The organism is Streptomyces sp. NPDC051578 (assembly GCF_044454045.1).
In the GTDB taxonomy this organism is placed as follows: Bacteria; Actinomycetota; Actinomycetes; order Streptomycetales; family Streptomycetaceae; genus Streptomyces.
Genome location: NZ_JBITDH010000001.1, coordinates 2,179,627 through 2,192,461 on the forward strand (window position 1 = coordinate 2,179,627; position 12,835 = coordinate 2,192,461).

General features: G+C 74.7%; 14 protein-coding genes. 6 read left to right on the forward strand and 8 right to left on the reverse strand.

The annotated features are described in order from the left end of the window. Positions 1-95 precede the first annotated feature (95 nt). Together ACIA6C_RS09875 and ACIA6C_RS09880 are read left to right on the forward strand one after the other, a co-directional pair. Positions 96-620 (forward strand): hypothetical protein, encoded by a 525-nt coding sequence (locus ACIA6C_RS09875; protein WP_361134289.1) that lies wholly within the window; start codon positions 96-98, stop codon positions 618-620. A 124-nt stretch (positions 621-744) separates the two neighbouring features. Next, the gene (locus ACIA6C_RS09880; RefSeq protein ID WP_399274554.1) at positions 745-1,203 is read left to right on the forward strand and encodes a GNAT family N-acetyltransferase; all 459 of its coding nucleotides are present in this window, start codon (positions 745-747) and stop codon (positions 1,201-1,203) included. On the opposite strand, the gene ACIA6C_RS09885 is transcribed toward ACIA6C_RS09880, so the two are convergent. Then, positions 1,139-1,501, reverse strand: a complete 363-nt coding sequence (locus ACIA6C_RS09885) for a MarR family winged helix-turn-helix transcriptional regulator (protein ID WP_399274121.1) — start codon at positions 1,499-1,501, stop codon at positions 1,139-1,141. The two genes, ACIA6C_RS09880 and ACIA6C_RS09885, sit on opposite strands and share 65 nt — an antisense overlap. A 20-nt stretch (positions 1,502-1,521) precedes the next feature. Between ACIA6C_RS09885 and ACIA6C_RS09890 the strand changes: the two genes are divergently transcribed. Both ACIA6C_RS09890 and ACIA6C_RS09895 read left to right on the forward strand, forming a co-directional pair. Next, positions 1,522-2,103 (forward strand): SDR family oxidoreductase, encoded by a 582-nt coding sequence (locus tag ACIA6C_RS09890; protein WP_399274123.1) that lies wholly within the window; start codon positions 1,522-1,524, stop codon positions 2,101-2,103. Positions 2,104-2,156: 53 nt separating this feature from the next. Then, the gene (locus ACIA6C_RS09895; RefSeq protein ID WP_399274125.1) at positions 2,157-2,363 is read left to right on the forward strand and encodes a hypothetical protein; all 207 of its coding nucleotides are present in this window, start codon (positions 2,157-2,159) and stop codon (positions 2,361-2,363) included. A 13-nt stretch (positions 2,364-2,376) separates the two neighbouring features. Here the strand turns inward: ACIA6C_RS09895 and ACIA6C_RS09900 are convergent, their stop codons facing one another. The 4 genes from ACIA6C_RS09900 to ACIA6C_RS09915 form a co-directional block, all read right to left on the reverse strand. After that, a complete protein-coding gene (locus tag ACIA6C_RS09900) occupies positions 2,377-2,691 on the reverse strand; it encodes a 4a-hydroxytetrahydrobiopterin dehydratase (protein WP_399274127.1) in 315 nt (104 codons plus the stop codon). 500 nt (positions 2,692-3,191) lie between these two features. Beyond that, positions 3,192-3,689 (reverse strand): peptidylprolyl isomerase, encoded by a 498-nt coding sequence (locus tag ACIA6C_RS09905; protein WP_366082609.1) that lies wholly within the window; start codon positions 3,687-3,689, stop codon positions 3,192-3,194. A gap of 79 nt (positions 3,690-3,768) precedes the next feature. After that, complete coding sequence (locus ACIA6C_RS09910) at positions 3,769-6,192, reverse strand: serine/threonine-protein kinase (RefSeq protein ID WP_399274129.1); 2,424 nt, start codon at positions 6,190-6,192, stop codon at positions 3,769-3,771. Between the two features lie 116 nt (positions 6,193-6,308). Then, positions 6,309-7,121, reverse strand: a complete 813-nt coding sequence (locus tag ACIA6C_RS09915) for a VOC family protein (protein WP_329197277.1) — start codon at positions 7,119-7,121, stop codon at positions 6,309-6,311. Positions 7,122-7,429: 308 nt separating this feature from the next. On the opposite strand from ACIA6C_RS09915, the gene ACIA6C_RS09920 reads away from it, so the two are divergent. Beyond that, positions 7,430-8,077, forward strand: coding sequence for a TetR family transcriptional regulator (locus ACIA6C_RS09920; protein WP_361134310.1), 648 nt, complete (start codon positions 7,430-7,432; stop codon positions 8,075-8,077). A gap of 65 nt (positions 8,078-8,142) precedes the next feature. Here the strand turns inward: ACIA6C_RS09920 and ACIA6C_RS09925 are convergent, their stop codons facing one another. Continuing rightward, the gene (locus ACIA6C_RS09925) at positions 8,143-8,619 is read right to left on the reverse strand and encodes a nitroreductase family deazaflavin-dependent oxidoreductase (RefSeq protein WP_399274131.1); all 477 of its coding nucleotides are present in this window, start codon (positions 8,617-8,619) and stop codon (positions 8,143-8,145) included. Continuing rightward, the gene (locus ACIA6C_RS09930) at positions 8,619-9,929 is read right to left on the reverse strand and encodes an acyl-CoA dehydrogenase family protein (RefSeq protein WP_399274133.1); all 1,311 of its coding nucleotides are present in this window, start codon (positions 9,927-9,929) and stop codon (positions 8,619-8,621) included. Before ACIA6C_RS09930 ends, ACIA6C_RS09925 begins: the two co-directional genes overlap by 1 nt. 250 nt (positions 9,930-10,179) lie before the next feature. Here ACIA6C_RS09930 and ACIA6C_RS09935 point away from each other — a divergent pair, with 250 nt between their 5' ends. Continuing rightward, complete coding sequence (locus ACIA6C_RS09935) at positions 10,180-11,370, forward strand: thiolase C-terminal domain-containing protein (protein WP_399274135.1); 1,191 nt, start codon at positions 10,180-10,182, stop codon at positions 11,368-11,370. A gap of 837 nt (positions 11,371-12,207) precedes the next feature. On the opposite strand, the gene ACIA6C_RS09940 is transcribed toward ACIA6C_RS09935, so the two are convergent. Further along, a complete protein-coding gene (locus ACIA6C_RS09940; RefSeq protein ID WP_399274137.1) occupies positions 12,208-12,732 on the reverse strand; it encodes a hypothetical protein in 525 nt (174 codons plus the stop codon). Between the last annotated feature and the right edge of the window lie 103 nt (positions 12,733-12,835).

Consider the following 12,835-nt stretch of genomic DNA (forward strand, 5'->3'; position numbering starts at 1 on the left):
ACTCCTCCCCCTGGGCAACGGCGCGCCAGGCTACCAGGCCCCCCGGACGTACCACCCGGCGTGCGGGTGCCGGGGGCCGCACATAGCGTCGGGGCATGATCCGCAACCTGCTCGGCTCGCTCCTCGGCCTGATCGGAGCCGCAGCCGCCGTCTGGAGTCCCTTCCGCGCCTGGTACGACGGCCGGCACGGGCGCGACTACCGGCTCGCGGACCTCTTCTCCACGGGCGGGATCACCGACGCCAAAGCCGCCCTGTTCACCTCGCTGCTGTTGCCGTTCTGCTTCGCGGCGCTCCTGACCCTCGTCGCGATCGTGCTGCGTTCGCGCGCCCTCATGGCGCTCGCCGGGGTCGTGGTCCTCGGCTTCGCCGTGCTGTGGATGGTCCGCCAGGGCCAGGCGGTGGGGGGCATCTCGGTGGGGACCGACGGCAAGGGCATCGGTGAGGGCGTGGCCAGCGCGTTCGGCGCCGGCGCGCTGCTCATCCTGGCGGCGGCCGTCATGCGCGGCCGTCCCCGCCGACGCGCCCGCGACCGCGACCTCCCGCCGACCACCCAGGCTCCGACCTCCCCCACCCGCCACGACGACGAGCCCTGGCCCCCGCCCCCGAACGACCGCCCCTAGGCTCCTTCCGGGCCGGGGCCCTGCCTGGGCTTCCCCTGTGAACGACAGCACACACCACGGCACGCACGGCGTACGGCTGGGCATACGGCCGGGCACCCCGGCCGACGCCCCGGCGATCCTGGACATGCTCGACTCCGCGGTGCTCTGGATGAACGCGCGCGGCAACACCGAGCAGTGGGGCACGGCGCTGTATTCGCAGCGCCCCGGCGGGGCGGAGCGCGTCGAGCGGTACACGACCGAGAACGTCCCGTTCATCGCGGAGTGGGACGGGAGGCCCGCCGGCGCCCTGGTGCTGGACTCCGGCCCCAGCCCGCAGCTGCCGGTCCCGCCCGCGGGCGAACCCGAGCGGTACGTCCGGCTGCTGGTCTGCGACCGGCGCTACGCCGGCTTCGGCATAGGGGCCGCCCTGCTGGCCCGCGCCGCCGAGGAGACCCGGCGGGCGGGCGTCGAGCTGCTGCGGGTCGACTGCTGGGCGGGCGGCGGGGGCGCACTGGTCGCGTACTACGAGCGCAACGGTTTCACCCCCACCGCCCGATTCCGCTCCGGCGCCTGGCCGGGCCAGGTCCTTGCGCGCCGCGTGTAGCTTCCTGGGGCTTGTCGGGGGCGCGGTGGCGGAGGCCGGCCGGGGCGCCGGCGTATTTGAGCATCAGGCGGGCGAAGTCGAGGCGCTCGCCTTCGGACCAGTCGGCGGTGATGTACTCGTACGCCGAACGCTGGTGGCGGCGGAACCGGGCCATCAGTTCACGGCCGGCCTCGCTCAGGTGGAGCACGGTACGGCGGCCGTCGTGCTGGGAGGCTCCGCGGACGAGGTAGCCCGCCTTGATGTTGTCGCTGACCATGCGGCTGGCGACCGAGGGGTCCACGCCGAGCAGTTCGGCCACTCCCCCGACCGTGATCTCCTTTGACCGTCCTCGTCACCGGCACCCGCGGCTCCACCGCCCGCGCCGTCACGGACCGGCTCCACGCCGTCGGCCACCCCGTCCGCGCCGCGAGCGTCCGGCCCGCCGAGCTCACCCCGCCGCCCGGCGTGGAGGGCGTCGAGCTGGTCCTCGACCGGCCGGAGACCTTCCCCGCCGCGCTGGCCGGTGCCCGCCAGGTGTTCCTCTACCCCGAGCCCGCCGGCATCGCCTTCGTGGAAGCCGCCGAGGCCGCCCGCGTCGAGCACGTCGTACTGCTGTCGTCGGCCTCCGTCCTGGAGCCCGGCGCGGAGGACGACCCGCTGGCCTCGCACAGCCTCCGCGTCGAACGGGCCCTCGCAGACGCCCCCTTCACCGTGACCCTGCTGCGTCCCGACGCCTTCGCGGGCAACGCCCTCGGCTGGGCCCACTTCATCGCCCGGGGCGTCCCGGTCCCGCTCGCCTACCCGGACGCGTGCATCGCGCCCGTCCACCCGGCCGACATCGCCGACATCGCCGTCCGCGCCCTGACCCGCGACCGTCGCCTGGGGGCCGCGCGCTCACCCTCACCGGAGCGCAGTCGCTGACCTTCCGGGAGCAGCTCGCGATCATCGCCGACACCATCGGGCGGCCCGTCGCGGTGGCCGAGATCACCCGCGAGGAGGCCGAGGAGCAGCTGGCCCGCCACATGCCCTGCGCGATGGCCGGCTCACTGCTCGACCTGTGGGCCCGCGCCACCGTCACGCCGGTCCCGATCGCCGACACGACGGCCTCCCTCCTCGCGGCGGAGCCCCGGACCTTCGCCGAGTGGGTCCGGGAGAACGCCGCGGCCTTCACCGCCCGCTGAGCCCGCGCACGGTTCAGTCGAGGGGCAGTGCCTGGTGTGCGGCCACGATCGCGTCGATGCGGCGCGCCAGGTCGAAGTCGGCCGCGGTCAGCCGGTTGCCGGCGTCGTGAGTGGTGATCGACGCGCGCAGGTGATCGGCGCGCAGGTCGAGATCGGCGTGGTGGCGCACGCGCCGCGCCCGGTCGGCGATCGTCACGATCGCCGCTACCGCCGCGTGGTAGGAGATCGCGTAGGTCCGTGTGATCACGTCACCGTCCTGCTCCCACCCGGGCAGCTCCGCCAGGCTTTCGGCGATCTCCTCGTGCGTCAGCGGCTTCGGTACGCCCATGTCGGCTCCCCTCGGTCACGAACGCCGGGACCCCGGCGGGCTCCCGGCCTACCCGAGCATCGTGCCACGGCCTCAACCCCCGCCGCAGCGCGCCCAGTTCGCACGCCCTTCTCACCGGGCCCACCCCACTCCGCCAACGCGCCGGACCCCCGTCACGTCGAGGGGGCCGCGGCTGGGGGCTGCAACAGCACGCCCGGCGACGCGTCCGCGCCCAGCGATCACGCGGACCGCAGCCGGCGCCTGCGCGAAGCCGACGGTGTCACCGACGAGGGTCTGACCCCGGGACGCGGGAAGCGGGCCCGGGTGCGCCGCGGGTGTACGGGGTCGAGGGGCCGGCCCGGTCGGCCTCCGGGCGACCGAGCAGCACACGGGGACGGCCTCATCGCCTCGAAGATGTCCGGGGCCGCCCTGACGGCGGCGCGGCTCGCCGGGGCGGTCCGGGGCCCGGCATGGCGGCGGCCCCGGCCCCGAGGGGGCGGGGCCGGCCGGCCGGGAAAGGGTCAGGCGGCGTCGACGACGCCCGAGGCCGAGATCTCGATCTTGGCCGAGGTGCGGCCGGACTGGGAGCCCAGGGACTCGATCTTCTTGACCAGGTCCGAGCCCTCGACGACCTCGCCGAAGACGACGTGCTTGCCGTCGAGCCACGGGGTGGGGATCGTCGTGATGAAGAACTGCGAGCCGTTGGTGTTGCGGCCGGCGTTCGCCATCGACAGCAGGAACGGCCGGTCGTGCTTCAGCTCGAAGTTCTCGTCGGCGAACTTCTCGCCGTAGATGCTCTTGCCGCCGGTGCCGTTCTGGTTGGTGAAGTCACCGCCCTGGAGCATGAACTCGGGGATGACGCGGTGGAAGGGCGAACCGGCGTAGCCGAAGCCGTGCTCGCCGGTGGCCAGCTCGCGGAAGTTCTTCGTGGTCTTGGGGACGACGTCGTCGAAGAGGTTGAAGACGATGCGGCCCGCGGGCTCGTCGTTGATGTTGATGTCGAAGTAGACGTTGCTCATGGGGTCCATCCTGTCACTCCCGGTGCCGTGCGCGACCCGGCGGGGCCGGGACCGGGACCGGGACCGGGGCCGGACCGGCTCAGCCGCCGGTCCGGGTGCCCGTGCCCTTCGCCGCGTCCAGCGCGTACACGCAGCGGTCCTTGCTGCACGCGTACACCACGCCCGACTCGGCCACCGGAGCGCCGGTGATCTCCCCGCCCGTCGCCAGCTTCCAGCGCAGCTGCCCGCCCGCCGCGTCCAGGGTGTACAGGCAGTGGTCCGCCGAGCCGAAGTGCACCCGGCCGTCGGCGACCGCCGGGGAGCCCGTGATCTCGCCGCCCGCCGCGAACCGCCACTTCGGGGTGCCGGTGACCGCGTCGAGCGTGTACAGGGCGCTGCCCGCGCCCAGGTGGACGTTGCCGGCCGCCACCAGGACCGGGTCCGGTGAGGGCCGCGACTCCGTCGCGATGCGCCAGCGGTCCTTGCCCGTCACCGCGTCCAGGGCGTACACGGTGCCGAGGTAGTCGACGAGGTACACGCCGCCGCCCGTCACTGCCGCGCCCGGCGCGAAGGCAGGCGGCGCCAGGAAGACCGCCGGGGCCTCGAAGTGCCAGCGCACCCGTCCCGAGGCACGGTCGACGGACAGGACGCGGGTGCCCGCCGCGACGTAGACGTTGCCGTCGGGCGCCGGGGTGACCCGCACGGGGACGTTCCCGCAGGACGCCGCGTCGCCGACCGGGTACGACCAGGCCTCCAGGCCGGAACGGGCGTCCAGGGCGCGCAGCCGGGCGTCCTGCCACACGTAGACGGTCCCCTCGTGCAGGACGGGCGCCGCCTCCGGGGTCTCGAAGTCGCTCTGCGCGCCGCTGAGCTCCCACAGCTTCTGGCCACTGGAGGCCTCCCAGCCCTGTACGCCGCCGCCGCGCGTCGCGGTGACGACGGTGCCCCGCTCGGCGCGCAGCGCGTACACCCACGCCTCGGTGGCCAGCCGCCACCGCTCGGAGCCGTCGGAGGCGTCGAGCGCGTACAGGGAGGGACCGTCGGAGGCGTGGATGCGGCCGTCGGCCACGGCCATGGACCAGGCGACGTCACGCGTCTTGAACTGCCGCCGGCCGCTGCCGACGTCCAGGGCGTGCACCTCGAAGGAGGTGACGTACAGCAGGTCGCCGGCGACGGTCGGGGTGCCCCAGACCTCGTTCGACATGCGGAAGCGCCAGGGACGCCAGCGGCCGCTCTCGGGCGAGGGACCGGGGGAACCGGCGGGGCCCACCGCGGACGCCGCAGACGACGACGCCTGGTGCGGCACCGCACCGACGGCCTCGGCGGCGGACGCGCCGCCCGGCGGGCGGACCCAGCCCGTCGCCACGTCGGCCCCGGCCCCGGCGGGCGCGGCCGCCGTCGCGCGCGGCCCGGGCCCGATCGGCACCGGCGAGGCGCCGAGCCGGACGGGCTCGCCCGAGGACACCGGCGAGCCCGGCGGGTGCGGCGGAAGCGGCGGAGCGGCCTGCCCGGTGCGGGGGTCCACCCACGACGGGGCGGAGTCACGCCGCGGCCGGTGCGTGGCGGGGCCCGACAGCGGTCCCTCCGCGCCGCGCGGCTTGCGGGCGGGCGCGGGGACCACCGCCGTACGCAGCCCGGCGCGCCGGGCCTCGATCATGGCGACGGCCGTGGCGGGCAGCCACGCAGAGGCGGTGCCGCTGTCGTCGCCGCCGTCGAAGAGGTGCGGGGCCAGCTGCGCCTGGAGGTCGGCCGGGGTGGGACGGCGGGTGGCGTCCATCTGCATGCAGGAGTCGATCAGGGGCCGCAGCTCGTCGGGGAGCCCCTCCAGGTTCGGTCCCTCGCGCAGCAGCATGAACACCGTTTCGACCGGGTTCGCCCCGTGGTACGGCGGGTGCCCGGTGGCGGCGAAGACGAGCGTCGAGCCGAGCGAGAAGACGTCGCTTGCGCCCTTGACGCTCCGCGAGTCCTTCGCCTGCTCGGGCGACATGTAGGCGGGGGTGCCGACGGCGACGTTCGTCATGGTCAGGCGGGTGTTGGAGACCCCGCTCGCGATGCCGAAGTCGATGACGCGCGGGCCGTCCTCGACGACGAGCACGTTGGACGGCTTCAGGTCGCGGTGCACGAGGCCGGCGCCGTGGATGGACTGGAGGGCTTCGGCGATGCCGGCCGCGAGCCACCGTACGGCCTGCACGGGCATGGGCCCGCACTCGTTGACGATCTCCTCCAGGGAGGGGGCCGGCACGTACGCGGTCGCCAGCCACGGCACGGCGGCGCGCGGGTCGGCGTCGACCACGGCCGCGGTGTAGAAGCCGGAGACGGCGCGCGCCGCCTCCACCTCCCGGGTGAAACGCACGCGGAACAGCTGGTCCTCGGCGAGCTCGGTGCGCACCGTCTTGATCGCGACGCGCCGTCCGGACGCCGACCGCGCGAGGTAGACCAGCCCCATGCCGCCGGCGCCGAGCCGTCCCAGCACCTCGAAGGGGCCGATCCGTCTCGGGTCGTGCTGCGTCAGCTGCTCCACCACTGGCCTCCACACCTCCCCGTACGGGCCTCCCGGGCCCACGCCGGGCCCGCCCGCAGCGCGCGTCCACCGGCGCGCACGCCCGATTCTGTCAGGCCCGCGCCGGGTCCGGCCCCGGGTCAGGGCCGGGTTTCGCCCCCGGCTTTGGTCCGCGGCTCCGAGAGCAGCCCGAAGACCGCCCCCTGATTGTCGGCGACGACTGCGATGCGCCCGTACGGGGTGTCCACGGGATCGGCGGTGACCCGGCCGCCGAGACGCTGCGCGGTGGCCACGCTCTGGTCACAGTCGGGGACGGCGAAGTAGGCGAGGAAGTGCGCCGGCATGATCTCCGGGAAGGCGTCGGTGATGAGGCTGCGCCCCAGTACGGCGGTCGCGGAACCGGGGGCGCTGCCGGGCGGGGACCAGACGCGGTACTCGATGCCCGAGTCGGGGTCGTCCTGGTCCTCGGGGACGTAGCCGAAGACCTTGGCGTAGAACACGTCGACGGCGTCGCGGGCGCGGGTGTAGACCTCCGACCAGCGGTACGTGTACGGCTCGCCCTGGGCTTCGAACCCGTGGTGGGTGCCGGGCTGCCACAGGCCGAAGACGGCGCCGCCGGGGTCGGCGGCCATCGCGGCGGTGCCGTACGGGCCCACGGGCTGCGGGTCCATGACCATCTGGCCGCCGGCCGCGCGGATGCGGGCGGCGCACGCGTAGGCGTCGACGGTGTAGAGGTAGATCCCCCAGACGGTGGGCATGCGGCCGTCGGGTTTGGGGGCGAGGGCGGCGACGTTGCGGCCGCGGCTGTAGGCCTGCGTGTAGTGCCCGTACTCGGCGCCCGCGCTGTCCCCGAAGGTCCACCCGAAGAGCTCACCGTAGAAGCGCTTTCCCGCCTCGACGTCGGGGAGCGAGGCGTCGACCCAGCAGGGAGAGCCCTCCGCGAATGCCGTCATCGCCCGGTTCCTTCCGTCGTCCGCCCCGTGTCAGCCCCGCTCCTACCGGCCATGATGGGTCCGGGAAGGGGTCCAGGGCCTGTCGGCGAGACTATTCGGGGGATTACGCCACGATACGGGTGGGCCGGTGACGGGCTGCGACCGGTGTCGGGGGGACGGGGCGGCCCGGGGTGCGATCCGGCCCGGAAGGTGGCCGAAAATCATCGGCGACAGGGCGCGCGGGTACCGTGAGCCCAGGTCCGGAGCCGGGTAACCCCATTTGCAGGCGGCCGAATAGCGCGCCGATCACCCCTCGGTAAGCTGACGGCATGACAGGACAAGTACGCACCGTCGACGGGCGTGTCGCCGGCCGGCGCGGCCAGGCGACGCGGCAGAAGCTGCTCGACTGCCTCGGCGAGATGCTCAGCTCCTCGCCGTACCGCGACGTCAAGGTGATCGATGTCGCGCGCAAGGCCGGTACCTCCCCCGCGACCTTCTACCAGTACTTCCCGGACGTCGAAGGTGCCGTCTTGGAGATCGCCGAGGAAATGGCCACGGAGGGCGCGCAGTTGACGGCGCTCGTCGAGGGCCGCAACTGGGTCGGCAAGGCCGGCTGGGCCGCGGCCGAAGAACTGGTCGAGGGCTTCCTGGACTTCTGGCGCCGCAACGACGCGATCCTGCGGGTCGTCGACCTGGGCGCGGCGGAGGGCGACAAGCGGTTCTACAAGATCCGCATGAAGATCCTGAACTCCGTCACCAACTCCCTCACCGATTCGATGAAGGAACTCCAGGCCAAGGGGAAGGTCGACAAGGACCTCAGCCCTGCCGCGATGGCCGGTTCGCTGGTCGCGATGCTGGCCGCGGTCGCCTCGCACCAGAAGGGGTTCCAGACCTGGGGCGTGAAGCAGGCCGAACTCAAGCCGAACCTCGCGCTCCTCGTGCACCTGGGCATCACCGGCAAGAAGCCGGCCAAGTAGCGGCGGCCCGGACCCCGGCCAGGGGTCCAGGCCCGCCGGCGTACGCCGCGTCCGGGGTGCCGCGATCAGCGGCGGTCCAGGCGGAACAGCCGGATCTCGCGCTCGATGCGCGCCTGGTACGTCGCGTACGGCGGCCAGAACGCCAGGGCCTGCCGCCAAGCGGCCGCGCGCTCCTCGCCCTGGAGCAGACGGGCCCGTACGGGAATGTCCCGGCCGTGCCAACTCACTTGCGCGTCGGGGTGTGTGAGCAGGTTCGCGGTCCAGGCCGGGTGGCCGGGGCGGCCGAAGTTGGAGCCGATCAGCAGCCAGCTCGCGCCGTCGTCCAGCGGCATGCAGGCGAGCGGCGTGGTGCGCGGCTCGCCGGTCTTGGCTCCCTTGGCGGTGAGGATCACGCCGGGGAGCATCTGTGCGCTGAGGATGACCTTGCCCCGGGTGAGCTTGTGCACCGCCTTGTCCATGGCGGGGATGACGTGCGGTGCGATCTTGGCGAACAGCAGGGTCGAGGAGACCTTCTGCATCAGGCGGACTCCGAGGGCGGCCATCAGACGGCCATCCTCTGCGAGGTCGCGCCCTGCGCCGGGGGCGCGGCCGTCTCGCGGGCCGTCTCCCGGGGCGTCTCCCGGGCCGCCTCGCGAGCCGTCTCCAGGGTCGCCGGGAAGAGGCCGGCGCGCTGCGCGGCGTGCGCCCGGAGCCGGTGGGCGGGCCCGAAGAGCAGTTCGTCGGCCGCCGCCCGCTTGAAGTAGAGGTGCGCGTCGTGTTCCCAGGTGAAGCCGATGCCGCCGTGCAGCTGGATGGCCTCGGCGGCCGTCAGCCGCAGCGCCTCCAGCGCCTGGGCGAGGGCGAGGCCGCCCTGGTCGGGGTCCCAGGCGGCGTAGTACGCGGCGGAGCGGGCCGCCTGCACCTGCACGTAGAGGTCCGCGAGCCGGTGCTTGACCGCCTGGAAGGAACCGACGGCCCGGCCGAACTGCTCGCGCTGGCGGACGTACTCCACGGTGCGGGCCAGCGCCTGGCCGGCCGCGCCGACCGCCTCGGCGGCGAGCAGCGTGGCGGCGCCCCGGCCGGTCGCGGCGAGCGCCTCGTTCACGACACCGCCGCCGTGGCGGTGGCCGTGGCCGTCGCGGTGGCCGTCGCCGTCGCCGTCGCCCAGTAGCTCGGCCGCCACGTCACGCAGCTGGACGCGGCCCTGCGGGCGGGTCTCGTCGAGGGTGGCCTGCCGGGTGCGTACGAGGCCGGGCGCATCGTCGCGCACCAGGAACAGCAGGGTGCGACTGCGGGCGAAGCCTCCGGTGTGCGCGGCGACGAGCAGCAGGCCGGCGCTGTGTCCGTCCAGCACCTGCGCGGCCTCCCCGTACAGCCGCCAGCCGCCGTCCTCGCCGCCCCGGGCCTGCACACCGCCGGCGCGGCCGCCCCCGGACCACTCACCGGGGGTGTTGTCCCCGGTCAGCGCGAGGGCGGTGGCCAGGGCCGGTCCGGGTACGGCGAGCGCGGCGGTCAGGGTGCCGGCGGCGAGCGGCGGCAGCAGCGCCGAGCGCTGGGCGGGCGTCCCCAGGGCATCGATCAGCGGCGCGACCAGCCCGGCGGTGGCGAACAGCGGGGAGGGCAGCAGTACGCGCCCGGTCTCCTCGCAGGCCAGCGCCAGGTCGGCGGGCGTGCAGCCGACTCCCCCGTACTCCTCGGCGATGGCCGTACCCGGCAGGCCCAGCTGCCGCGAGAGCTGCTGCCACAGTTCGCGGTCGTATCCGGCGGCGGTGCGGACGGCGGCCTTGACCTCGTCCGGGCCGCAGCGTTTGCCCAGGATCTCGCGCAGGGTGCGGCGCATCTCGTCCTGCTCCGCGGTGAAGGCGGCATCCATCGTCTGGCTCCTCCTGGGGGCGGGCACCTCCCAGCGGTAGCCGGGGGGGGATATCTGACGGGCCGTCATGCTAGGGCGGCCTGCCGTGGATGCCCAGGGGCTGTCACCGCCGAAGTCGGACCGCCGGGCGCGACGACCGCCGGGGGTGCCGGGGGACGGGGGGCGGGTGCGGGTTGCGGGTGCGGTTGCGGGTTGCGGGTTGCGGGTTGCGGCCTAGCGCCTGACGGTGCGTCAGATATACGGTCGGCTCATGCCTGGACCCCTCTCCGCCGCCTCCGCACCCCGCCGCAGGGTCGCGGTCGTCGGCGTCGCGCTCTCGGACTGCGGGCGGGTCGACGGACCCACCCCCTACGCCCTCCACGCCCAAGCCGCCCGCCGGGCGCTCGCCGACTCGGGCCTGGACCGCTCCCTCATCGACGGCCTGGCCTCGGCGGGCCTCGGCACCCTGGCCCCCGTCGAGGTGGCCGAGTACCTGGGGCTGCGCCCCACCTGGGTCGACTCCACCTCCGTCGGCGGCTCCACCTGGGAAGTCATGGCGGCCCACGCCGCAGACGCCATCGCCGCGGGCCATGCCAACGCCGTGCTGCTGGTCTACGGCTCCACCGCGCGCGCCGACATCAAGGCCCGCCGGCGCACCTCGAACCTCTCCTTCGGGGCGCGGGGCCCGCTCCAGTTCGAGGTCCCGTACGGCCACACCCTCGTCGCGAAGTACGCGATGGCGGCGCGCCGCCACATGCACGAGTACGGCACCACGGCCGAGCAGCTCGCCGCCGTGGCCGTCCAGGCGCGGGCGAACGCCGCCGCCAACCCGGACGCGATGTACCGGGACCCGATCACGGTGGAGGACGTGCTGTCCTCCGAGATGATCGCGGACCCGTTCACGAAGCTGCACTGCTGCATCCGCTCGGACGGCGGCTGCGCGGTGCTGCTCGCCGCGGAGGACTACGTACCGGACACCGCGAAGGCTCCCGTGTGGATCCTGGGTTCGGGTACTTCCGTCTCCCACACCACCATGTCGGAGTGGGAGGACTTCACCGTCTCCCCCGCGGCGGTCTCGGGCCGCCTGGCCTTCGAACGGGCCGGCCTGGGCCCGGCGGACGTGGACCTCGCGGAGATCTACGACGCCTTCACGTACATGACCCTGGTGACCCTGGAGGACCTCGGCTTCTGCGCCAAGGGAGAAGGCGGGGCCTTCGTGGAGAAGGGCCGGCTGCTGCGGGACGGCGAGTTGCCCGTCAACACCGACGGCGGTGGGCTCTCGGCCTGCCACCCGGGGATGCGGGGCCTCTTCCTGCTGGTGGAGGCGGTCCGCCAACTCCGCGGCGAAGCCGGCCCCGGCCGCCAGGTCACCAAGCGGAACGGCCGACTTCCCGAGGTCGCCCTGGCCTCGGGCACAGGCGGCTGGTTCTGCTCCTCGGGCACGGTCATCCTCGCCCGCTGACCCACCACCCCGGCACCCCGCGCCCAGGGCCCAACGCCCCCGGCGGCCGGTACCCCGTCCCCGACCCCACGCCCCGCCGTACGTGCACCCCCGACGACCAGCCACCACCGCAGCTGGACCGCGGGCCCGACCACTCGGCGCCCCCGCCAGGCCGGCGTATCCGGCGGGCCGGCACCACCGCGGGACGGTGGGTCGGCGCCTCCGGCGACCAGGCACCACCGGCGGCCCAGCGGCTGCACTGGCCGGCAGTGCAACGGTCCGGCCACTCAGCGGCCGCGCGGCCTGGCACCCCCGTCGGGCCGGCGCCCCTTGCGCCACGCCACCCGCAGCCCGGCGCCACCGGCGGCCCAGCGCGCCAGCGGGCCGACACCTGACGGCTCCGCGCTCCGTCGGCCCGGCGGTCCCACTGGCCAGCGTCCAGCGATCCGGCGGCTCAGCGGTCCAGGCGCATCAACGCCTGCAACGATCCGGCCCCACCGGCGATCCGGTGGGCCGCCGGCCAGCAGTCCGGCCGCTCAGCGGCTCGACGGGCCAACGCCTCCCGCGACCAGGCACCACCAGCGGTTCGGTGGTCCGCCGGCCCAGCAACCCGGCCACTCAGTGGCCCGGCGGGCCGGCACCTCGTGCGGCAGGCCACCGGTGGCCCGGCCATAAAACGGCCCCCGCAGGCCACCCACTCCGGCGGCCTGCGCCGCCGGCGATCCAGGGGTCCCGCCGGCCAACAGTCCGGGTCAGCGCCCCCGACGACCAGGCGCCGCCCGGGGGTTCGGTGGTCCGGTGGCCCAACGACCGGCCGCTAACGACCCCCGGCGGGACGGTGGGAGGCGCGGGTTGGGGTCAGTAGTTCCAGCGTGCTCGGGTGCCCTCCGAGCGGCAGTGGAGGAGGCGGCCGTTCGCGCCGTGCGTCTCGCGGCCGATGTCGGCCTTGCGGCAGAACTGGCCCGCCTTGTAGCAGTTGCCGGCGTCCGAGACGATCTCGCAGGCGGCTTCCTCCGCCTGGGTCGGCTCCTGCGCCGGCTCTGCGGTCGCGGCCCGCGTCGGGGGCGCCTCCGTCGGCTCGGCCGAGGGGGTCCGCGCGGCCCTGGTCGCCGACGGCGACGGCGACTCCGACGCGGGCGCCGAAGGGCCGGGCAGCGGTGAGGACGAGGCGGAGGGCGTCGGCGAGGCCGAGGGCTGCACCGAGACGGCCGCCGACGGTGCGACCGGCGCCAGGGAGGCGGCCGCCCCGCTCCCGGTGTCGGGCCCGCACGCGACGGCCGCCCCCGCCAGCAGCAACGCTGCCAGCGCCCGCCTGAGAACCGTCACCGTACGCCCCGTACGCCCCACGCGTCTGCCGTCCGAGTTGTCCACCGGTATGTCCATCGGTACCCCGCCCCTCAGCGTTTGATGAGGGCACATCATATGAACGCCAGGGCAGTGCCGGAGGCACTTTCCACCGGTTCGCGAGCCCCGCCGCCGATGGTGT